Origin of the sequence: Haliea alexandrii (genome assembly GCF_003719295.1) — a bacterium.
In the GTDB taxonomy this organism is placed as follows: Bacteria; Pseudomonadota; Gammaproteobacteria; order Pseudomonadales; family Halieaceae; genus Haliea; species Haliea alexandrii.
In genome coordinates this window covers 281,909-303,667 of the sequence record NZ_RFLW01000002.1, presented here as the reverse complement: position 1 = coordinate 303,667, position 21,759 = coordinate 281,909, and the positions used below count along the sequence as shown (strand labels likewise).

Below are 21,759 nucleotides of genomic sequence, written 5' to 3'. Positions count from 1 at the left end.
GGATGCGCGTTCGCTTACAGCGAGCCGGATACCGTCCAGCCTTCAAACCAAGTGCTCGAAGCCGAGGGATCTACAGCACCCGCGTAGTCGGTTGCCTCAAAGAACGCAGGGTCGGCCAGGCTGGCAGAGTACGTTGCATTGATGTTGTCGATGTCGAGCACGCCCACTGCAGCGGCCTCGGGGGCCTGTGATGCGTAGTTAGCATCCAGCGCCACGTCGGATACCAGCGCGGGCAGCAGCACCACATCACCGCCAACGTCACAGTCGGCCACGACGTTGGTGTACACCAGCTCGGTACCCACCTGCGCCGCTCGCGAGGAATCCACGCAGGTAGTTTCGGCGGTAAAAGCATCGTCGTAGGTGAACACGGAGTGGTGCACAAAACCACCCGAGGTCGCCTTGAAGACCGCACCCGTAGCATTGCTGCCGCCGCCAATGAACGTGGCGTTGGCAATGGTGGGCAGTGACAGGAAGTCCAGCGTACCTTCGGTGTCGGCTTCAATCACATTACCGGTTGCATCCGGGCCCTGGTCAACCAGCAGGAACTGCAGGTTGCCGCTCCAGCCTTCATCCCAGTCGACTGAATCGTCCTGGTTGCCCGTCAGCACCATGTAGCGCACGCTGACCGAACCGCCGTAGAACTCAATGCCGTCATCGGCGTTGCCGTTCACCTGGATGTACTCCATCTCCGTGCCGCTACCGACACCGATCAGAGAGATACCGTTGATTTCGTTACCCGTGGCGAACTCGAAGCCGCCTTCGGTGACGATGACATAGCGCAACACACCGCTGCTGTCGTCGGGGGAGTAGCCACCACCGAACCCGGATTCACCCTCGGAGTCGACGTTACAGGCGACGGCGCCCTGATCGGCGGTCAGGCACTCGTTGTGCGGTGCATAGCCGTGCATGATCAGGCCGCCCCATTCACCGGCGCCATCGAAACCGGCGTCATCGGAGCTGAACACGATGGGGGCATCAGCCGTGCCCTCTGCCATGAGCATGGAACCGCGGGTGATGATCAGGTTGGCAAAGCTGCCGGTCTGACCCTTGATCTGCGTACCGGCTTCAATGGTCATCGTCACATTGGTCACGGGGTCGCCGCTGGCCAATGTCCCTTCATCAATGGACATTTCCTGATTGCCGTTGCCCACGGTTACCCGGGACTCCATGTACCAGACCTTGTCACTGGTCAGGGTGCGATCAGCGAGCACCGTCGAGGGCAGCTGGCATACATCATTGCCATCGCTGTCCTTGGGGCGCGCTGATGACCAGTCCGGGCAAGTGGACGCGCTGCCGGAGCCATCACCGCCGCCGTCGACTGGCGGGTTGACGATTTCCGTAGGCGCATCGATATTGATGGTGGCACTGTCACCTTCGGAACATCCATACAGGCCGCCAACCGAGCCGAGCATCGCCGTGGCGATTGCCAATTTCTTCAGTTTCATAGTTACTCCTGGGGTTTCCTGGTTCATTGAACTTCAAACTTCCTACTGACGCCGAGCGGCGAGCCTGTTGTCAGAATTCCCAATCGAATCCTGCTTTCACTTCATAGCCACGCTTGTAGCTCTGAAACACATTTCCGCCCTGGGTGAACTCCAGTTCGCTGTCCAGCAGATTTTCCAGCTTGACGCGGAAGGTAAAGGTATCGGAGAGCGAGTAGCGGTAGACCAGATTCACGTCCATGCGCGGCTCGAGGATGACATCCGGCTGCCCGGACACGCCCACGTCCACAATCGTCTCCCCGCTCTGGTTCATCAGCAGCGTGAGTTCATGCCCCTGGGCGATGTCGTCGTAACCGACAATCAGGTTAAACGTATAGTCCGGTGCGCCCTGCAGGTTCCGCGTGCTGGCATTCTGCAGGGTCACTTCCGAGTCGATCAGGCTGGCGTTGGTGGCAACGAAGACACTGCGGGTGAAGCTGTCGTCCAGCGCAAAATCCTTGCGACCGTCAATTTCTACACCGAGTATTTCCCCGGACTCGGCATTCTGGAACGTCCGCGAATTCCCCGCCGTACCGGAAGCCGGCTGCACCACGCGCTCGATCGGGTCGGTCATGTCCTTGTAGAACAGCGCGACACTGAGCGATTCCTGGTCGGACCAGTATTTCTCCCAGCGCACGTCATAGTTGGTGACATCGGATAACTGCAGGTTCGGGTTACCGCGCACCCGGAAGTTGAATTCGCGGTCATAGAAGGTCGCGTTCGAGGTTTCCTTGAAGTCGGGGCGTGCCACCGTTCTGGATATCCCGAAACGCAGCTGCTGCTCGTCGGTGATGAACCAGTTGAAGCTCAGCGAGGGCAACACCGAATCCTCGGCGAGCACCGACTGTTGCGGACCCTGGTCTCCAGACAGGGAGAAGGTGTCGGTAATCTGTTCGAACTCCTCGTAACGCACACCCACAACCAGCTGGTACTGGAGGTTCCACAGCGCGTCGTAAGACACGTACACACTGTTCAGGTCCATCTCCGCGTCGTAGCTGTCGCTGGGCAAGGTCTTGTCCTGGAAGGAGAAGCCTGTGCTGGACACACCGGTGATGGTGTCGCTGTTCACCACATCAGACACCGCCAGGTTCGGCGCATTGTCGTCGATGGCCAGCAACCCGCCGCCAAATCCGTAAGTATCGGAGTCAGAGTCACGCTCGCGGCTGATGCCGTTGACGCCAAAGGTCAGGGATGACTCGAGGTTGCCGTTGGAGAACAGATAATTCGCATCGACCGAGCCATCAAGATTGTCGTCCACCAGGTCGTCGTAGCGGCGGGTCAGCTCGGGTACCTGGAGGTTGTAGATGCCATCGTTACCCTGCAGGTCAAAGCGTACATCGCGGCGATCGGGTGCGTAGCGTTCTGCGCGGCTGCCGGTCAACTGCCAGTTCAGCGTCCAGGATTCATCGTCACCCAGAATGTGCTCGCCGGCCAACTGTTGGGAGATGAACTGGCGCTCTTCCCACTCGATGGACCAGCTGATTGATGGGTTGAGCTCGTCACCGTCAAACCCCTCCTCCACTCGCACCGATTCGCTGGTGACGCGGGAAACAATGGTGTTGGCGGTGAAGCTGGAAGCGCCGATGTTCAAACCAAGGGACAACAGCCCGCTGGCGTCCACGTCGTTATCGAACTGTTCGAAGGTGTAGTCATCGAGCAGGAGAGACGCATTGACCCCGCCGTATGTCCGGCGGATGCCGTCCTTGCGCACACCGCGTTCGTTCTTGTAGTTACCCGCCACGAAGAAGCCGAGTTCGGCGCCCCAGTCCGGGAGGTCAAACACATCGCCATAGTTCGCACCCATGGAAAGATCCGGCGCTGCGCTTTCCGTGTCGTACTGGAAGCCATCAGTGATTGCGTTCGCACCCAGCTTGCCGAGTTCGCGCTCGACTGCCGCACCGTAGTAATCCGAGTATTGCAGTGCCTGGGCAACGGCATAGGCAATGGCCGGGCGCTGCCGTGCGCCATCGTCCCAGCCGAAGACATCAAAATCGCCACTGGCAGGGTCGACGTACGCATCGTCCAGTGTCACGCCATCGACATAGCCGAGCTGGAATGACAGGCTACCGCCACGTTCGTTGGGGAACGTGCGCGTGTTGATTTCCAGATTGCCGCCGGTGCTTTCGCCCGGCATGGAGGCCAGGTAACTTTTCCGTATATCGAGCTGCTCCACCATGCTGCTGGGAAACAGGTCCAGGGGCACACTGCGCTTGGTCGGGTTGGTGCTGGGCAACGTTGCTCCGTTCAAGGTGCTGCTCACGTAGCGATCACCCAGGCCGCGAATAAACACAAACTGGTCGTCCTGCACCGTGACACTGGGCACACGAATCACCGATGCGGCGACATCGGTGTCGCCGAAGCGCGCCAGCTGCTCGACATCCAGCGTGTTGATGACGTTGGTGGCAAAACGCTCGGAGTCCTGCATACCGCCCGCTGGCAGACTGGCGATGACCGTCACTTCCTCGAGTTGCGGCACGCTAATTGCGAGCGATTGAGCCGCGGCAGGGGAACGCAGGACAAAATCCGATTGCTTTTCGGCACTGGCGATGACGCGGTAGTCATTCACATTCTGCGTGCCGAGGTCCGGATGGCTGATGCTCAAGCTGTAGATGCCGCGTGGCGCCTCCAGTGCGTACACCCCGTTTTGATCGGTCACGGCACTGCGTTCAACACCGCCGCTGAGCGCGACCACCGCACCCACGACAGGTGCACCGCGTGACTCCACGCGCCCGGTGAGTCGGCCGGTCACCGCGCGACTGCGCTGGGCGGCGGTTTCCGCGGCAAAGTAGGATTCAACTGACGTGGATGCCTCGGACTCCGCATCGAGGGTGACCAGAACATCCGCCAACTGACCATCAGCTGTGTTGAACCGGAAGCTGTGCAACGTGCGCCCGCCGTCGAGAATCTGCACGCTGTGCGCGCCAGACGCCAGGTCGAAATAGGCAAAACCGCCGGCGTCGAGGGGCTTGCTGACTTCACCGTCAAGCACCACGGTCAAGCCCGCGGCGGAGGCGCCGACGCGGCTTACCTGCACAACGAGTTCATCTGCCGCCTGCACCAGCGCACTGGAGCATATGAGGACGGCCGCGGCGCCGATTTGAGAAAACGATGACTTCATTCTTGCTTCCCGATGCATGAGCGACATTCGAGACAGGGCTGCGAGCTACGCACCCCGCTCAGGACAGGGGCAAGAATAGAGAGGCTTAATGACAGTTGTGTGATTGAACTGTGACGTTTTTGTTGCAGTCCGCGCGACGCACCCAGCCTTTCCTGCCGCACGTGGACAGTCAAGAAAACTTCATCGCGCTGTCGCAGGACTGCAATACCCACTGTGCAGAGTTGCCGGCAAACCCACCGTGGAGGCTTGACCATGCAGCAACAGACACTCCAGACGCGCCTGACCCAGAAAGAACGGGAACGCCGCGAAATTCAGCGCCAGATCGATCACTTCATCCAGCGCGGGGGCCGGATTTCCGTGATCGAACAGGCCGGGGAGCGCGCGGCCCCGGGAATGGCGTTCGCCTGGCAGCAGGAGCAGGACGATTCACTCAACCTGATTTACTCCTAGGGGCGAGGCACATGCTGGATATTCGCGAGATTGTGCAGCCACGTTGATTATTTTCCCCGCCGGCGAGGTCTCGCGTTTCGGGGTGAAGGGAGTCAAGGATGGGGACTGGCAACACGGTTTTATTCGTATCGCCAACACAGCCCAGGCGCACAATACTGTAGAGGCGCGCGTGGGAGCCCCGATTCCCTGGCAAAACTACCACACCGTGTCCACCTCGCCGCGTACTCTGGCGGGCCAGTTTCGCCGCCATGTCTATCGTCTGGCACGCAACGCGCCGCCCATCTTCCGGGGTGTGGAGGCCATTGCCGAACCCGAAAACCGGCGGCTGCTGGAGCAGGAAGTAACGGCCAGCGAACTGCTCGGGTGCACCCCGGACGGCATGCAGATTCACTTGTGCAAAATGGAGCGTGCTCCCTGCACGATGCGCGAAATCGGCCGTTTGCGTGAACTCGCCTTTCGAGCAGTGGGCGAAGGCTCGGGGCTACCGCGCGACATCGACAGGTTTGACCAGAACTACCTGCAGCTGGTGCTTTGGGACCCGGACAACCGAGAGGCAGCGTTACCTGCAGGCACCGCCGATCCGCTAGCCCTCAGGCACTGCCACTGCAAGCGTCATGAAGACAACGTCCAGTTACCGTTGCGGCGTGCCAGCCAATCCTGCAGGGCAACGGGAGCATAATCTCCCCGCGCATGCCGTTCGCAAACGGATCGGTGCAGCACCGCGTCATCCGGAATACGGCGGTTGTATCGCCCCAGCGCGCGCCAGAAACGTTGATAGGAGCGGTGCGCGGCTGCCGAGCTATCCAGGTCACCGGCATCCAGCAAGTGTGCCTCCAGCGCCACGCCGGCGCTTTGCGCCTCGCGCGCCATCCAGTTGAGCGGTATATCGCTCAGGCGCTTGCCCGCGCTATCGACGCCGTAGCCTCCGCCCACGTCACCGTGCACCCCGGCAAACCAGACCTGCTGCATGTCGGCACTGTCGGTAGGTGTCCACAGGGTGGGCTCAAAATCGCTGCGTTGCTCGTCAATGGAGACCGCATGCCGGGCCACGCGAACGTTGCTGCCCAACACCGGGTCATAAAACAGATCCTTCTCCCCGGCAAAGGCCAGCACGCGCGTTGGAATACCCAACGCACCCACCGTATCCCACACGCCGATAAAATCGACTTCGGCACGCTGACCGCCCACCGCGAACGCCTGTCGCCACTGTTCTGATGTCGGTGACCCGGGCGGCGCATTGCGCTGTTTGTACAAGGTGAAGGCCTCGGGTATGCGCGACGCCTCCGCGCGCCGTAGCACCCCGCAGTTATTCAGCATGCCCGCCAGACAGCGCACCGTGTAGGCGCCGCGGCTGAAGCCAAACAGAAACAGGCGATCTCCCGGATCGTAGTTCTGTACGATAAAGCGATAGCCATCCTGGATATTCTTGGTCATGCCGAGACCGCTTACTCCGCCCGCAGCCTGGGCGTAGTAGGAGCCGACTCCCCAGTCATAGAAGACAACCTGCTTGCAACCGTTCGCCGCGCGGGGGCTGATGGCGCGGGCCATGCGCAGTACGTTGGTGGGGCTTTCATCTTCGGGGTCGTTCCACGTGCCATCGGCACAAATTACGATGTGTTTGCCATCCGCAGCCATATCGCCCCCTCGTCGACCGGTTGTGGGTGATCTTGCAGTGTACACCCGCTTTGGTTATAAACGGGGAAAGCCTTGCTCCCAATCGATGTTTGCGAGGCCTTTGGCAGTCTGTTTAGATGGAACCGTGCCCCCCGGGCACAAGGGTCCAACAGGAGGCAGTATTGATGAGAAGACAGAAACGCGACATGAATTCCCGGGCGTATGACCGCGGCTACCAGGCCGGAGTAACGGGCCGCAGTATCGATTTTTGTCCGCACGCCAACGAGGAGCATCGCCAACAGTGGGTATCGGGCTGGCGAGAAGGTCGTGTCGACCAATGGGACGGCCTGACCGGCGTGTCAGGCGTGCATAAACTCCGCGTCAGCTGAGACGCCATACCGCGCTGGAAGGTCTACATGGCCTTCTGGCGCCTGCCTCGCTCAGGTGCGCAGGCTGCTCTGAGCCAGATCCAGCAACTCCCGTACCGCGACAGCAAACATCGCAAAGTCCGGTGAATCGGTCGTGTGGAGTTCGGTGACCATATCCTGCCAGCGGGACAGCAGCGCTGCCTGCTGCTCCTCCCAGGTCTGCAGGCAGGCGTCCAGCGAACCGTCCGCAGTCAGGTAGCGCAAGGCACCTACCGCCAATGTTCGCTGTTGCCACTCGAGGTCCTCGAGATAAGTGTCGCGGGCCAGCGCCTGCCACTCATTCTCGACCTTGCTCGCCAGAATCTGCCCGCTGAACCAGTCCAGCTGTAGCCGTTCGCCCATTTCGAAATAGAGCTCAGCCACGTGCATGAGAGGCGCTTCTGTCTCGCGCGCCGCCTGCACAATGCCCAGCGCAGTGTAACCCTGCAGCGCCCCCGCCACCGCTTCCGCCAGTGAGGCGTCAACCCCCGCTTGCTGCCAATGCTCCGACATGGCGCGGTATTGCTCCGCCGCCCGGCCGCGCAGCATCGTCGGCAGCGCTTCGCGCAACTGCGCGACACCCTCGGCAAACTCGGCGATGGCTCGTGTCGGTGCCATCTCATGACGCCGGTTGCGCAGTAGCCAGCGGCTGGCGCGCCGCACCAGGCGCATGAGGCAATGCATCATGGTCTGTTGGACCGTGGCGTCTACGGTGTAATCCAGTGCCTCCACCTGCGTCCACAACGCATCCACCGCATAGATATGCATGACCGCGGTGTACGCCCTGGCAACGTCGGCCACCGGTGCGCCGGTCGCTTTGCGTTGGCGCGGCACAAAATTGAAACCCAGTCGGTTAACGATATCGTTGGCAACCTGGGTACACATGATCTCCCGACGCAGGCCGTGTTCGGCCACCTCTTCCGGATAGCGCTCCAGCAGTTGTGGCGGGAAGGCCGTCGTTGCCGCCGCCGCCAGGTGTGGATCCAACCCCAGGTCGGACGCAATCAATTCCTCTTTCAGAATCGCCTTGCTGTAGGACACCAGCACCGCCAACTCCGGCCGGGTGAGCCCCTGCCCCTGCACCCGCCGGTCCGCGAGATCCTGGTCCGAGGGGATAAACTCCAGCTGGCGATTGAGCTTGCCAGCGGCCTCGAGGTTGCTGATATAGCGCCGATACTCACCGCTGCGCTCCTGGACTTCTGCCTCCGCCAGGCTGATCGCCTGGGTTTGCCGGTAGTTGTTCTGCAGCACCAGTGCCGCCACGCTGTCAGTCATGTCCTCCAGCAGCGCATTGCGCTGCTTGCCGGTAAGATCGCCGCGTTCTACCACCGCGTTCAGCAAAATCTTGATATTGACCTCGTGGTCGGAGCAGTCCACGCCGCCGGCGTTGTCGATAAAGTCGGTGTTGGACCGTCCTCCGGCCAGGCCGTACTCAACACGCGCCAGTTGACTCATGCCGAGGTTCCCGCCCTCGCCGATGACGCGGCAGCGCAGTTCGTCGGCGTTGATGCGCAGGCCATCATTGGATTTGTCGCCAACATCCGTGTGCGACTCGCTACTGGCCTTGATGTAGGTGCCGATGCCACCGTTCCAGAGCAGGTCCACCTCTGCCCGCAATAGATGTGATATCAGCTCATTCGGCGGCAGCCGATCGGCGTCGATCGCAAACCTCGCCTGCATCGCGGGGGATATGGCGATCGACTTGGAACTGCGCTCAAACACCCCGCCGCCGGCGGAAATAAGCGTCGTATCGTAGTCCGCCCAGCTCGAGCGCGGCAGCGCAAACAGGCGCTGGCGCTCGGCAAAGCTGGCTGCCGCAACCGGTTCCGGGTCAATGAATATATGCTGGTGATTAAAGGCCGCGACCAGTTGTATGTGGGGCGACAACAGCATGCCGTTGCCGAAAACATCGCCGGCCATGTCACCGATCCCGACCACGGTGAAATCCGTCTGCTGGACGTTGATGCCGAGCTCACGGAAATGCCGTTGCACCGACACCCAGGCGCCGCGCGCGGTGATGGCCATTTTCTTGTGGTCATAGCCGGCACTGCCACCGGAAGCGAACGCGTCGCCCAGCCAGAAACCGTATTCACGTGCCAGCCCATTGGCGATATCAGAGAATGTCGCCGTGCCCTTGTCGGCTGCGACCACCAGGTAGGGGTCTTCATCGTCCTTGGCCACCACCAGCACCGGGCGCAGGATGCCACCCTCACCGCGATTATCCGTGATATCGAGCAACCCGCGGATGAACGTCTGATAACAGGCTATGCCTTCAGCCTGTACCTCGTCGCGCGACATGCCCGGCGTCAGGCACTTGGCCACAAAACCACCCTTCGCCCCCACCGGCACGATCACCGCATTCTTTACCTGCTGCGCCTTCACCAGCCCGAGCACTTCCGTGCGGAAGTCCTCCAGGCGGTCGGACCAGCGCAACCCGCCCCGGGCCACCTTGCCGCCGCGCAGATGCACACCCTCCACCCGGGGTGAGTACACATAGATTTCGTAGAGCGGCACCGGGCGCGGCACATCAGGTATCTCGCGCGGGCTCAGTTTGAACGAGAAATACGGTTTGAACTTGCCGTCGCTGCCCGGCTGGAAAAAGTTGGTGCGCAACGTGGCCTTGATCACCTTCACATACTGACGAATGATGCGATCCTGACCGAGATTCTGCACCTCCTCCAGAGCCGCCAGTACGCGCTCTTCCACCACCTGTTCGCGCTGGCTGCGCCAGTCGTCATCACCATCGAACACGGGGGAAAAGCGCGTCAGGAACAGCTCGACCAGGCCCGCGGTAATCTGCAGGTGGTCCGCCATGGTTTCGGCGATGTACTCGACACTGTAAGGAAACTGCACCTGGCGCAGGTAGCGTGCGTAGGCGCGCAGCAAGGCAATTTCCCGCCAGCTCAGCCGGGTTCCCAGCAACAGGCGATTGAACGAGTCACTTTCTGCCTCACCAAACCAGATACGGGCAAAGGCATCCTCGAACTCGTCGCGCACCTGCTCCAGATCGATGTTGTCAGACAGCGAATAACTGAGGCTGAATTCCTGTATCCAGAAGCGTGTGTCATCCGCCGTACGGATGCCATAGGGGCGTTCGGTCATGACGCGCAGGCCAAGGTTCTCGAGAATCGGCAGCACATCCGACAGGGGTAGCGATTCACCCCGGTGGTACAGCCGCAGGCGCAAGCGGTCTTCCTCCTCCTCCAGCTTGCGCGACAGGCTCATGCCGAGCTTCTGTCCCGCGCGCAAGTTGAGCAGATGCTTGATATCCAGCACGGCAACCCGCGGGTCGAAATCGTCCCGATAGCCCGGAGGGAAGCCGGGGCCCAGTTCGCGTGCGTACTGCTCGCCGTTTTCCTCGCCGAACTCCTCGATCAGGCGCAGCCGCAGCCGGTCTTCCCATGCCAGTGTTGCCTGCACGATCTGCTCCTCAATTTCGTTGACGTCCCAGGACCGATTCACTGCGGGGTCGACCCGCAACACGAAGTGACAACGCACCAGCACGGACTCGGAAAAGTAGGTGGTGAACTCTGATTCCTCAGCGCCCAACGCGCGACAGAGGATCTCCTGCATCACGCAACGCTGCTGGGTGCTGTAGCGGTCCCGCGGCATGTAGACGAGACAGCTGAAGAACTTTCCGTGCACGTCGCGACGCACGAAAAGCCGGGTTTGACGGCGCTCCTGTATGCGATTGACCGCTAGCACTGTATTGCGCAGCTCTTTCACATTGGACTGGAACAGCTCGTCACGCGGAAACAGCTCCAGTACACGGGCGAGCTCGCGGCCATCGTGCTCGCGGGGATCCAGGCCCGAGCCCTCAACCACCTGCGCGACTTTACGGCGCAGGATCGGGATAAGGGCCGGGTTCATGGTGTAGACAGCCGCTGTGTACAAACCGATGAAGCGATGCTGACCGGCAACATCACCCGCCGCATCGTAGACCTTGATTTCGATATAGTCTGGATACGCCTGACGATGCACGCGGGAGCGCAGCCCCGACTTGGCAAAGCTCAGCTGCCGCCTGCGCAGTTCATCGGGGGACATGGCGTGCAGATCGGCGTGCAGGTCCTGCGCGCCGCGGGTGTCGCGCTGGCGGAGAATACCGAGCCTCGCGGCCGGGTCTTCTGCCACGCGGTAGTCCGGACCTTCGCGAGTGACCTGCAGGTATTCATAGCCAAGGAAAGTTACCCGGTCCTGCTGCAGCCAATCGAGAAATGCCAGCGCTTCTGCGCGGTTTTCCTCGTCGGGGCCGGCATTGGCACTGACCGCTTCGCGCGCCTGCTGCAGGCAATCGCGCATGGCGGCAAAGTCGTCCACGACCAACGCCACCTCGCGCAGAATGTCACGCAGGGTATCGTGCAGCTCACCCAGCTGCTCGGGGCGGGAGTGACGGCCGATCTCGAAGAACAGCAGGCTTTCGTTGGACACCTGCCGCGCGTCCTCCGGCGGTGCGCCCAGCACGGCTTGCAACTCCCCGGCGGGACTGCGCGCCACCAGCAGGTTACAACTGGCGAGCGCGTGAATGCGAATATTGCGCTGGTTCAGCTCCCCGCGGACCGAGGCCGTGCAGAACGGCAGGTCGCGGCAAAGCACGGCGATGACCGTGCTCTTGCTCTCCCAGCCATGATCCTCCAGGCTGGGATTGAAAATGCGCACCTTAGGCTCCGGTGCATCCCACTCGCTCATGAAGTGCAGCAGGCTGTAGAGCGAACCGTAGAGGTCGTCGATGGAGCGATGGCGCAGATCTTCTGCCGGATAGCGGGTAAAGAAGTCGTCCGCGAGTTCGTGTAGCGAGGCCCGGTCGCCCTCCGCCGCGCGGGCATCGATACATGCCGCGAGGTCCTTGAGCAGGTTTTTCTTGAACTCGTCCCACGCCATGCTGCAATGCTCCCGCGCCTTCGAGGGCCCAGTTTCCAATGTCTTATATGCATGTAGTCTACCGCAATGGTGGCCGGGACGTGACGGCTGCAGAGGGAACTTTTACACACACGCAGGGCTCCAAGGGCTGCATCCGTGGGAAGCGTGAAGAAACCCGGGGTATTGGCTACAATACGCCCCCGCCGCAAAGGCGATCTGTGTCGTCAAACAAGGAGACTGCGTGCCTAGCGCTGAATTGAGAACGCTGGAGAGCTGGCTGAGTGGCCAGATTATCGGACAATCCCACCTGGTCGAACGCCTTATCATCGCCCTCCTGGCCGATGGTCACTTGCTGGTGGAAGGCGCGCCGGGGCTGGCCAAAACCCGCGCCATCAAGGCGCTGGCCGATGGTATCGAGGGCAGCTTCCACCGCATTCAGTTCACCCCGGACCTGCTGCCTGGCGATATCACCGGCACCGAGATCTACCGACCGCAGGAGGGCAGCTTTCACTTCCAGCGCGGCCCGGTCTTCCACAACCTGGTGTTGGCAGACGAAGTGAACCGCGCGCCGGCGAAAGTGCAGTCGGCCCTGCTGGAAGCCATGGCCGAGCGCCAGGTGAGTGTGGGAGCCGAAACCTGGGCGCTGCCGGAGTTGTTCCTGGTCATGGCGACCCAGAATCCGATCGAGCAGGAGGGGACCTATCCACTGCCCGAGGCTCAGTTGGACCGCTTTCTCATGCACGTTAAGGTCGGCTACCCCGATGCTGCGGCGGAGGCGGAAATTCTGCGGCTCACCCGCGCCGAGGCCCGCAGCGGCGGCGCTGCCACGCCCGCACCACTGGCGCAGAAAACCGTGTTCGACGCACGCGGCGAAGCACTGGGACTGCACATGGCCGATGTCGTGGAACACTATATCGTGCAGCTGGTGATGGCCACGCGGCAACCGGCCGCCTATGACGAGCGCCTGGGAAACTGGATCGAATACGGTGCCAGCCCACGTGCCACCATCGCTCTCGACCGCTGCGCGCGGGCACATGCCTGGCTGCGCGGGCACGATTTTGTCAGCCCGGATGATGTGCAGGCGATTGCCGCGGATGTCCTGCGGCACCGCCTCATCCTGAGCTTCGAAGCGGAAGCCAATGGCATCACCCCGGATCACGTCATCGACGAGCTGCTGACCCTCGTCCCCACCGCCTAGGAATATGCAGGTGAGCTTGGCTGACGCGACAGGCCCCGCACGCGGCGCATACGCGAGTCTCGATGCGCTGATTGCCCTGCGCTTTCCCGCGGCGCACCTCAGCCTGTCGCGGCGCACACGTGCGCTGGCCTCACTTACCGGCCCCAACAAAGCGAATTTCCGTGGCCGCGGCATCGATTTCGAGGAAGTCCGCAGCTACCAACCCGGAGACGATATTCGCACGATCGACTGGCGGGTGACCGCGCGCACCGGGAATGCCCATACCCGGGTGTTCCGTGAGGAGCGCGAACGTCCCGTGCTGGTCGTCGTGGACCAGCGCCAGCGGCTGTTCTTCGGCTCGCAGTGCTGTTTCAAGTCAGTCCTCGCCGCCCATCTGGCAAGCCTGCTCGCCTGGAGTGCACTGGGCAACGGTGACCGTATTGGCGGCGTGGTTTTCAATGAGACGGGACACCAGGAAGTTCGCCCGCGTCGCAACCGCAAGACGGTGTTGGCACTGCTTTCGCAGATTGTCGAATTCAACGCGCGCCTGCCCGCTCACACAGAGAATACCGAGACACGCGGCCTGGCCGCCATGTTGGAGGCGCTGCGCCACATCGCACGACCAGGTACCAGCCTGTACCTGATCAGTGATTTCCACGACGCCGCTGATCCCGCCGTGCGCGAGCACCTGTTTCGATTGGCGCAGCACACTGAAATCACTGCCATCGCCTGCAGCGATCCACTGGAAACTACGCTGCCACCGCCGGGGCGTTACGCGGTTACCGACGGGACACGCCGCGCGGAACTGGTGACCCGGGACAGCACACTGCGCGACCGCTATGCCGCGCTGGCAGCACAGCGTGCCGCGGCATTGCACACTGAGCTACAACGCCTGGGTATTCCGCTGTTACAAGCCAGCACCGATCACTCACCTTTCCTGTTGTTGCAGCGCTATTTCGGGGAACCACGCCAGTGACGCCGCAGGACCCACTGGCAGCACTGCAGCCACTGCGCAGTCCGGACCCGATCGCCCTTTGGCCACCGGCTCCAGGCTGGTGGATACTTGCCGCCCTCGGCTGCGCGGCCCTCGCCCTGCTCGGCTGGAGCCTGCTGCGGCGTTACCAACGCAACCGCTATCGGCGCCTGGCCAGAGCGCAACTACGGGCAATCGAGGCGGCCTATCACACAAACACATCCGTGACCGGCACCTTGAGTGCTGTGAACACTCTGTTGAAAGGCGTGTGTCTGCAGGTGTATCCACGTCGTGAAGTGGCGGCGTTGAGCGGCACACGCTGGCTGCAATTCCTCAATGAGGAATTCGCGGTAACAGACAGCAAGCAGCGTTTTCCCGAGGCTCTCGCCAAGGCACATGCGCCCGATCCAGGGCCCATCGACATCCCTGCCCTGCTCGCGTGTGCCGACATCTGGCTGTGTCGCCACCGGGGGCGCGCATGATTACCTGGCTCTGGCCCTGGGTGGGCCTGCTGTTGCCGCTGCCGCTGCTGGTTCGACGCTGGTGGCCGCCGGCGCGCAACGAACTCACACCACTACGGGCGCCCTTCTTCGATGACTGGCAAACACTGGAGCAGTCTGCCGATGGCGTGGCTGGTGGTGCCCGTTTATCCACGCTGCTGCTTTGGCTGCTCTGGCTGTGCCTGCTGCTGGCGGCGGCGCGCCCGACCTGGATCGGCGAACCGGTGCAACTACCCGCCAGTGGTCGCGACCTGATGCTAGCGGTAGACATCTCCGGCAGCATGCGCGTGGAGGACATGCAGGTGGGCAACAACCTGGTGCGCCGCGTGGACGCCGTGAAGGCCGTGGGCGCTGAGTTTATCGAACGCCGCCGCGGCGACCGGGTTGGCCTTATCCTCTTCGGCAGTAATGCCTATGTGCAGTCTCCCCTGAGTTTTGATGTCGCCACCGTCGAACGTTTCCTGCGCGAGGCGCAAATCGGTTTTGCCGGGCAGGAAACCGCGATCGGTGACGCCATCGGGCTTGCGGTAAAACGCTTGCGCGAACGGCCCGCGGAAAGCCGCGTGCTTGTCCTGCTCACCGATGGCCAGGATACCGCAAGCAGCATCGATCCGCTGGACGCGGCACGGCTTGCCCAGGGGCTGGGTATACGCGTGTATACCATCGGTATCGGTGCAGACCAGCTTGCGGTACCCGGTATTTTCGGTTCGAGTTTCGGCAGCCGGCGAGTGAATCCATCCGCTGATCTCGATGAAGAGAGCCTGCAGGCCATCGCCGAAATGACCGGTGGACGGTATTTTCGCGCTCGCGACCCGCAGGAGCTCGCGGGGATCTACCAGCTGCTGGACGAACTCGAACCGGTGACCCTCGACGGCGGCACCTACCGGCCCAGGCAGGCACTGGGGCACTGGCCGCTGCTACTGGCGTTGCTGATCAGCTTCTGGCTTGCGGCACAGCACGGCGTGCAGTTACACCGCCAGCGCACCGACCCAGCGGGAACCCACTGATGATTGAGTCTGAGGTATTCATTCATTTCATCCGGCCCGCCTGGCTGCTCTGGGGCTTGCCCGCCCTGCCACTGGCGTGGCTGTTGTGGCGGCAGAGAGCGCTCGCGGGCGACTGGGGACGCGTGATAGATGCGCACCTGCTGTCCCATCTGGCTCCTGCAGCGCGCGGGGCCGGCCGCCGTCGCATCGTCTGGCTGGCGCTCGTTGCGTGGCTACTCGCAGCATTTGCAGCCGCTGGCCCCAGCCTGAAAAAGATACCGCAACCCGTGGAGCAGATTCAGGACGCACTGGTGCTGGTACTTGACCTGTCCTACTCGATGAAGGCAGCTGACCAGGCTCCATCGCGCCTGGACCGGGCGCGGCAGAAGCTGCTGGACCTGCTGCAGGCGCGCGATGAAGGCCAGACCGGCCTGGTTGCCTATGCCGGAGACGCGCATGTGGTGACACCACTGACTGACGATACCGGAACAATCGCCAACCTGCTGCCCGCCCTGAATCCCGACATGATGCCGGTGGCGGGTAGCAATACGTCTGCCGCCATTGAACTGGCGCTGGAGTTGTTGGCCTCGGCAGGCGTGAGTGACGGGCGCATTCTATTGCTGACCGATGGTGTGCCCGCAGCGCAGGGTGAACGTGTCCAAGCCCTGCTGAAGAACACCTCCGCTCACCTGGCAATACTCGGCCTGGGTACAGCCAACGGCGCACCCATGCCCCTGCCGCGTGGCGGTTTTGTGCGCGATGACAGCGGCGCTATCGCAATGCCCGGGCTGGACGCGCCAGGCCTGAAGAGGCTGGCTGGCGCGACCAATGGCCTCTACCGCTCGTTGCAGGTCGATAACGGCGACCTCAGTGAACTCCTCGCTGCCGCGCCACGCTCGCGCGAGACACGCCGCAGTGACGAGCGCAGCGCCGACACCTGGGAGGACCAGGGTTACTGGCTGATCATCCTCCTGCTGCCCTTCGCCCTGGCCCTTTTTCGCCGCGGCTGGCTACTGACTCTAGCGCCCTTGCTGCTTGTATTCCAGCCTGCCCCCACCCACGCGGCGGATTGGCAGGACCTCTGGCTGACCCCCAACCAACAGGGCCAGCGTGCGCTGGCTGAGGGGGATGTCGAACGCGCCGCTGAACTGTTTGAAGACCCGGCCTGGAAAGGTACTGCGGCCTACCAGAGTGGCGACTTCGAGCGCGCATCAGCCCTGTTTGCCGACCCGGATAGTGCCGACAGCTGGTACAACCGCGGCAACGCTCTGGCGCGTAGCGGAGAGCTCGATGCCGCCATCGAGGCCTACCGCAAGTCCCTGGAACTGGCGCCCGAGCAGCCCGATGCCGCGGCCAATCTCGCCTTGCTGGAGTCGCTCAAGCAACAACAGGAGCAGGAGCAACAGCAGGGGGACTCGCAGGAGCAGGACCCGGGTGATTCACAGTCTCCGGAACAGGGCGGCGGGGACGCGGCGGACCCTTCGGAACCCGGTGAAAACACTCCTGATAGCGAAACACCGGAAGATCCCCGCAATGAACCGGCCGGCAAGCCACGCGACCCGGGCAACAACGAGGATTCGCAGGCAGGTGCGAATCCAGAGGAAGAAGAGGCACGAGCGGACGAGCCGGAGGGCAACGAGGTGAGTGAACAGCCGGCAGCGCCCGGTGCACTGGAGAATGTACCCGTGCCCGAGCTGTCCATGGAGGAAGCGGAGCGCAACCAGGCCATGGAGCAATGGCTGCGGCGGGTGCCCGATGATCCATCGGGTCTCCTGCGCGAAAAGTTCCGCTACGAGAGCCGCAAACGCCAACAGGCACCGGAGAGAGGCAATGATGTTGAGTGGTAAGCGCTTCTGGATACCGCTATTGGTAGTCTTCACGGCGGCAAGCAGCCAGGCAGCGCTGGAGGTGGCCGTCGACCGGCAGGAGGTGGCCCTGGGCGACAGCATTCGACTGGTCATCACTGCCACCGCAAATGAGGATCTCGACGCGCTGGACCTGCGCCGACTGCTGGCAGATTTCGAGATACTGCAGCGCAGCGCCACCAGCAGCACCAGTATCGTCAACGGCGAGCGCAGCCAGACGCGGCAGGTGCTGCTGGATTTGAGTCCCAGGCGCGAAGGCCTGCTGGCGATCCCCGGGCTGCGCATCGGCGCCGCTACCAGCGAGCCGATCGCTGTCGAGGTCGGGCCGCCCCCCGCGCCAACGGATGCCGATCAAACCGTTGTGGTGGCCGCTGAAGTGGATCGTCAGGAGGTCTATGTACAGGGTCAGATTCTGTTGACGGTACGCATTCAACAGTCGATCAACCTGGATTCCCGCAGCGTCAGTGAGTTACAGCTGGACAACGCCTATGTGCAGCCTCTGGAACAGAACTCCTTCCAGCGTACGCAGGATGGCCGGCCCTGGTTAGTGCACGAAGTACGCTACGCGATTTTCCCCGAGCAAAGCGGCACCCTGACCATTCCTCCGCAGGTGTTTACCGGTCGGGAGAGTAGCGGGCGTCGCAGCGTATTCGACTTCGGTTCAGGCGGCCGCCAGCTCCAGCGCCGTACCGAGCCACTGACGGTTAATGTATTGCCTCGCCCGAGCACATTTCCGGCCAACGACACATGGCTTCCCGCTCGCGACCTTGTTATCGAAGAGAGCTGGTCCAAGCTGCCGGATACCTTGCAGGCCGGTGAATCGGTGACGCGTACAATCACCCTGCGCGGGGCCGGCTTGCAGGGAGCCCAGCTACCGCCAATCGCCTTTGAGGCGCAGGACGGTCTGCGCTACTACCCGGATCAACCCGTTGTCACCGATGCAGAAAACGCTGCTGGTCTTGCTGGCCAACGCCGTGAGAGTGCCGCATTGGTCGCCAACCGGGCCGGCCGCTTTACCTTGCCGGAAATCCGGATTCCCTGGTGGGACGTCGCGCAGGACACCGTGCGCTACGCGGTGCTGCCCGCCCGTGAAATCACGGTTGCGCCGGGCGCGTCGGCGACGGCGAGCCCGCCCGCCACGCAGACGGATGCTCCCCGGAGCAATGATGCCCTGTTCCCACTCGACCCTGCACCGAAGAGCGACAGCAGGCTATGGCAGTGGCTGACGGCGTTCTTTGCCGTGCTCTGGGCCGCCACCATCGTGCTGTTCTGGCGATGGCGCCCCGCAGTGCATGCGACTCCGCCGAACGCCACGCCGCGCAACAACAGCGAGTCGCGCGCCTTCAAGCAACTGCAGGCCGCCTGCGCCAGCGACAGTGCAGCAGCTGCGCGGGCCGCGTTGCTGCACTGGGCACAGGCCTACCTCGACATGCCCCGTCCCTTACGGGCGGATCAACTTGCCCGCCACCTCGGCGACGCCGGTCTGTCGCAGGCAATCGCTGAACTGGACGCGGCACTCTACCGCTCAGGGAGCAGCCAGTGGCGCGGTGCCGCCCTCGCCTCTGCGGTTGCGGAGCTGCGTCGGCGCAAGGGCGGCAAACGCGACCGCGCTGTGGATACGTTCGCCCTTTACCCCACCACGTCCTGAACGTGCGCCGTGCGCTCCGCGCACGGTTCAGTCGGCCAGCGCAAGCTCCAGCATCTCGTAGACATCCCGGGACACCGTCGGCGTATCAATCATGCCCTGTAAAATGCCACGCATCTGCTCTCCCCTACCACGGTAGTTACGCCAGCGGGTCAGCGGTACGAGCAGGCGGGCTGCCAGCTGCGGATTCAGCGAGTCGATCTGCATGACCTTGTCCGCCAGCAGGCGGTAACCGGCACCGTCAGCACGGTGAAACGCCAGCGGGTTGGCGCTGGCAAAGGCACCGATCAGCGCGCGCACCTTGTTGGGATTGCGCACATCAAATACCGGGTGGTGCAGCAGTTGTTGCACCTGCTCGAGTGTGCCGGGCGCGGGAATAGTTGCCTGCAGCTGCAACCACTTGTTCATCACCAGGGTTTCATGTTGCCAGTCTGCATGGAACGTTTGCAGCGCCGCGTCGCGTCGAGTGACATCGCCGTGAAAAGCCAGGGACTGCAACGCAGCCAGGCGGTCGGTCATGTTGCTGGCGCCCGCGAACTGCGCCTCGGCCAACAGCAGTCCATCTTCGCCAGCGAGGGCCAGATAATCGAGGCACACGTTGCGCAGACGACGTGCCCCAATCTGGGCCGCATCCGGTGCGTACGGTGCCTTGTTTTCCAGTCGCAGGTAGCCAGCCTGCAAGGCGTCGCGATGAGTGGTGGCGATGCCCTTACGCACCACTTTCCGGGCCGCGTGAATGGCATCCACATCCGCCCCGCCGTTCGCAGCCGCGAGATCCGCAAGATAGTTCTCGCCGGGGAGCGACAGCATTTCCGCGACCAGCGCGGGGTCCAGTGCGGTGTCGCGCAACAAGTCACCACAGGCGGCCAGATACTCCGGGTCAACCACCCCCTCCTCACCCGCTGCCAGCTGTGCCTGTACCTCGTTGATAACTCGCAAGGCATATTGCTGCGCAGCGTCCCAGCGCAGGAAACCGTCGTCCTCCCGACTCATCAGCGCACGCAGTTGCGCGCTCGTGTAATCGCAGGCCAGCCGCACGGGAGCGGAAAATCCGCGTAGCAATGCAGGTACGGGGGCTTCCATGACGTGCTCGAAGACGAAGGTCTGCTCGGGCTCGTTCAACACCAGAACACGGTGCGTCGCCGTCGAGACCTCCTCGTCAGTGTCCAGACACAGGGGCAGGCTCCCTTCACGACCCAGCAACCCCAAAGCCACCGGGATGACCAGGGGTTCTTTATTTGCCTGTCCCGGCGTGACCGGGCAGGACTGCCTCAGGGTAAGGAAAAACCGCTGGGCATCCGCGTCGTACCTACCCTCTGCCGACACGAGGGGTGTGCCCGCCTGTGAATACCAGCGACGGAACTGCTGCAAATCGATCCCGGACGCCTCCTCCATCGCGCGCACAAAATCCTCGCAGGTCACCGCCTGGCCATCGTGGCGCTGAAAGTAAAGATCAGACCCTGCCCGGAAGTGCTCCGCCCCCAGCAGCGTATGAATCATCCGCACCACTTCCGCACCCTTTTCATAAATGGTCACGGTGTAGAAGTTGGAAATCTCGATAAACGACTCGGGCCGCACCGGGTGCGCCAGAGGGCCGGCATCTTCGGCAAACTGCGCATTGCGCAGCATATTGACGTCTGCCACACGCTTCACAGTGGGCGAACCCATATCCGCAGAGAACTCCGCATCCCTGAAAACGGTGAAGCCTTCCTTCAGGCTGAGCTGGAACCAGTCACGGCAGGTCACCCGGTTGCCGGACCAGTTGTGAAAATACTCGTGGGCGACAATCGCCTGCACATTCTGGAACTCGGCATCGGTAGTGATCTCAGGGCTGCAGAGCACACAGGAACTGTTGAAAATATTCAGCCCCTTGTTTTCCATCGCACCCATGTTGAAATCATCAACGGCGACAATATTGAAGATATCGAGGTCGTATTCGCGCCCGTACACCTCTTCGTCCCAGCGCATCGACTGCTTGAGTGAGCGCATGGCGTGCTCACATTTGTCGAGGTCCTTCTCCTCAACATGGATATGCAGTGCCACTTCACGGCCACTGGCGGTCACGAAGGTATCGTCGACGCTGCGCAAGTCGCCCGCCACCAGGGCAAACAGGTAGGCGGGCTTGGGAAACGGGTCATGCCAGCGGGCGCGATGGCGTCCGTTCTCACGCGTCTCCAACGCCAGTGGATTGCCGTTGCTGAGCAACACCGGATAGCGCGCCGCATCCGCTTCCACGGTCACCTCGAATTCCGCCATGACATCCGGGCGATCAAGGTACCAGGTGATCTTGCGAAAGCCTTCGGCCTCGCATTGGGTACAAAACAGGGTGCGTGACTTGTACAGCCCCTCCAGAGACGTGTTGTTCTGCGGCAGAATGCGGCACTGCGACTGCAATCTGAAGGTGTCTGGCACATCGGCAATCCGCAGGCCGACTTCGCTCAGCTCATACTCATCCGCAGCCAGTGGCCTGTCGTCAATGCCGAGGCTTACCAGCTCCAGCTCTTGACCGTGTAACTCAAGCGCCTGGCTGCCAGCGCCCGTATTGCGACGCATGTGCAGGCACGCTGTTACCAGCGCGTGATCCTCGTGCAGGTCGAAAGCGAGCTCGGTGCGCTCGATCAGAAAAGCAGGGGGCTGGTAATCACGCAGGTAGATAGCCCTGGGCTGTGCATCTCGCATGGTTGTC

Annotated in this window: 14 protein-coding genes; 9 read left to right on the top strand and 5 right to left on the bottom strand. The window is 62.4% G+C overall.

The features are described from left to right. Window positions 1-14: 14 nt before the first annotated feature. Both EGJ68_RS09585 and EGJ68_RS09580 read right to left on the bottom strand, forming a co-directional pair. Window positions 15-1,445 (bottom strand): hypothetical protein, encoded by a 1,431-nt coding sequence (locus EGJ68_RS09585; RefSeq protein WP_123034331.1) that lies wholly within the window; start codon window positions 1,443-1,445, stop codon window positions 15-17. A 70-nt stretch (window positions 1,446-1,515) separates the two neighbouring features. After that, window positions 1,516-4,599: a TonB-dependent receptor gene (locus EGJ68_RS09580; RefSeq protein ID WP_158283595.1), complete on the bottom strand. Its 3,084-nt coding sequence runs from the start codon at window positions 4,597-4,599 to the stop codon at window positions 1,516-1,518. 252 nt (window positions 4,600-4,851) lie between these two features. On the opposite strand from EGJ68_RS09580, the gene EGJ68_RS09575 reads away from it, so the two are divergent. Both EGJ68_RS09575 and EGJ68_RS09570 read left to right on the top strand, forming a co-directional pair. Continuing rightward, the gene (locus tag EGJ68_RS09575; protein ID WP_123034329.1) at window positions 4,852-5,049 is read left to right on the top strand and encodes a hypothetical protein; all 198 of its coding nucleotides are present in this window, start codon (window positions 4,852-4,854) and stop codon (window positions 5,047-5,049) included. Window positions 5,050-5,092: 43 nt separating this feature from the next. Beyond that, window positions 5,093-5,728, top strand: a complete 636-nt coding sequence (locus EGJ68_RS09570) for a lysophospholipid acyltransferase family protein (RefSeq protein WP_123034328.1) — start codon at window positions 5,093-5,095, stop codon at window positions 5,726-5,728. On the opposite strand, the gene EGJ68_RS09565 is transcribed toward EGJ68_RS09570, so the two are convergent. Further along, window positions 5,662-6,684 (bottom strand): DUF2235 domain-containing protein, encoded by a 1,023-nt coding sequence (locus EGJ68_RS09565; RefSeq protein ID WP_123034327.1) that lies wholly within the window; start codon window positions 6,682-6,684, stop codon window positions 5,662-5,664. The two genes, EGJ68_RS09570 and EGJ68_RS09565, sit on opposite strands and share 67 nt — an antisense overlap. Window positions 6,685-6,848: 164 nt before the next feature. On the opposite strand from EGJ68_RS09565, the gene rmf reads away from it, so the two are divergent. Then, window positions 6,849-7,052, top strand: a complete 204-nt coding sequence (rmf, locus tag EGJ68_RS09560; RefSeq protein WP_084638877.1) for a ribosome modulation factor — start codon at window positions 6,849-6,851, stop codon at window positions 7,050-7,052. 51 nt (window positions 7,053-7,103) lie between these two features. Here rmf and EGJ68_RS09555 read toward each other — a convergent pair whose 3' ends face one another. Further along, a complete protein-coding gene (locus tag EGJ68_RS09555; RefSeq protein WP_123034326.1) occupies window positions 7,104-11,948 on the bottom strand; it encodes an NAD-glutamate dehydrogenase in 4,845 nt (1,614 codons plus the stop codon). Between the two features lie 220 nt (window positions 11,949-12,168). On the opposite strand from EGJ68_RS09555, the gene EGJ68_RS09550 reads away from it, so the two are divergent. Genes EGJ68_RS09550 through EGJ68_RS09525 form a run of 6 tightly spaced genes read left to right on the top strand, consistent with a single transcriptional unit; the run spans window position 12,169 to window position 19,076 of the window. Beyond that, entirely contained in the window at window positions 12,169-13,125 is a 957-nt protein-coding gene (locus EGJ68_RS09550; protein ID WP_123034325.1) for an AAA family ATPase, read from the top strand. A gap of 10 nt (window positions 13,126-13,135) precedes the next feature. Further along, a complete protein-coding gene (locus tag EGJ68_RS09545) occupies window positions 13,136-14,080 on the top strand; it encodes a DUF58 domain-containing protein (protein WP_233248755.1) in 945 nt (314 codons plus the stop codon). Beyond that, window positions 14,077-14,559, top strand: coding sequence for a DUF4381 domain-containing protein (locus tag EGJ68_RS09540; protein WP_123034323.1), 483 nt, complete (start codon window positions 14,077-14,079; stop codon window positions 14,557-14,559). The genes EGJ68_RS09545 and EGJ68_RS09540 overlap by 4 nt, the downstream gene beginning before the upstream one ends. Then, on the top strand, window positions 14,556-15,584 hold the full coding sequence (locus EGJ68_RS09535) for a vWA domain-containing protein (RefSeq protein ID WP_123034322.1): 1,029 nt from the start codon (window positions 14,556-14,558) through the stop codon (window positions 15,582-15,584). Before EGJ68_RS09540 ends, EGJ68_RS09535 begins: the two co-directional genes overlap by 4 nt. Then, entirely contained in the window at window positions 15,584-17,410 is a 1,827-nt protein-coding gene (locus EGJ68_RS09530) for a VWA domain-containing protein (protein ID WP_233248754.1), read from the top strand. Before EGJ68_RS09535 ends, EGJ68_RS09530 begins: the two co-directional genes overlap by 1 nt. Then, window positions 17,394-19,076, top strand: a complete 1,683-nt coding sequence (locus EGJ68_RS09525; protein WP_158283594.1) for a BatD family protein — start codon at window positions 17,394-17,396, stop codon at window positions 19,074-19,076. The genes EGJ68_RS09530 and EGJ68_RS09525 overlap by 17 nt, the downstream gene beginning before the upstream one ends. A gap of 27 nt (window positions 19,077-19,103) precedes the next feature. Here the strand turns inward: EGJ68_RS09525 and pepN are convergent, their stop codons facing one another. Further along, the gene (gene pepN / locus EGJ68_RS09520; protein ID WP_123034320.1) at window positions 19,104-21,752 is read right to left on the bottom strand and encodes an aminopeptidase N; all 2,649 of its coding nucleotides are present in this window, start codon (window positions 21,750-21,752) and stop codon (window positions 19,104-19,106) included. Between the last annotated feature and the right edge of the window lie 7 nt (window positions 21,753-21,759).

Bases quoted from the DNA above. Each gene is read 5' to 3' on its own strand.
- EGJ68_RS09530 (WP_233248754.1), top strand. From the start codon at position 15,584: ATGATTGAGTCTGAGGTATTCATTCATTTCATCCGGCCCGCCTGGCTG.
- pepN (WP_123034320.1), bottom strand. From the start codon at position 21,752: ATGCGAGATGCACAGCCCAGGGCTATCTACCTGCGTGATTACCAGCCC.
- EGJ68_RS09585 (WP_123034331.1), bottom strand. From the start codon at position 1,445: ATGAAACTGAAGAAATTGGCAATCGCCACGGCGATGCTCGGCTCGGTT.
- rmf (WP_084638877.1), top strand. From the start codon at position 6,849: ATGAGAAGACAGAAACGCGACATGAATTCCCGGGCGTATGACCGCGGC.
- EGJ68_RS09575 (WP_123034329.1), top strand. From the start codon at position 4,852: ATGCAGCAACAGACACTCCAGACGCGCCTGACCCAGAAAGAACGGGAA.
- EGJ68_RS09525 (WP_158283594.1), top strand. From the start codon at position 17,394: ATGATGTTGAGTGGTAAGCGCTTCTGGATACCGCTATTGGTAGTCTTC.
- EGJ68_RS09565 (WP_123034327.1), bottom strand. From the start codon at position 6,684: ATGGCTGCGGATGGCAAACACATCGTAATTTGTGCCGATGGCACGTGG.
- EGJ68_RS09580 (WP_158283595.1), bottom strand. From the start codon at position 4,599: ATGAAGTCATCGTTTTCTCAAATCGGCGCCGCGGCCGTCCTCATATGC.
- EGJ68_RS09555 (WP_123034326.1), bottom strand. From the start codon at position 11,948: ATGGCGTGGGACGAGTTCAAGAAAAACCTGCTCAAGGACCTCGCGGCA.
- EGJ68_RS09535 (WP_123034322.1), top strand. From the start codon at position 14,556: ATGATTACCTGGCTCTGGCCCTGGGTGGGCCTGCTGTTGCCGCTGCCG.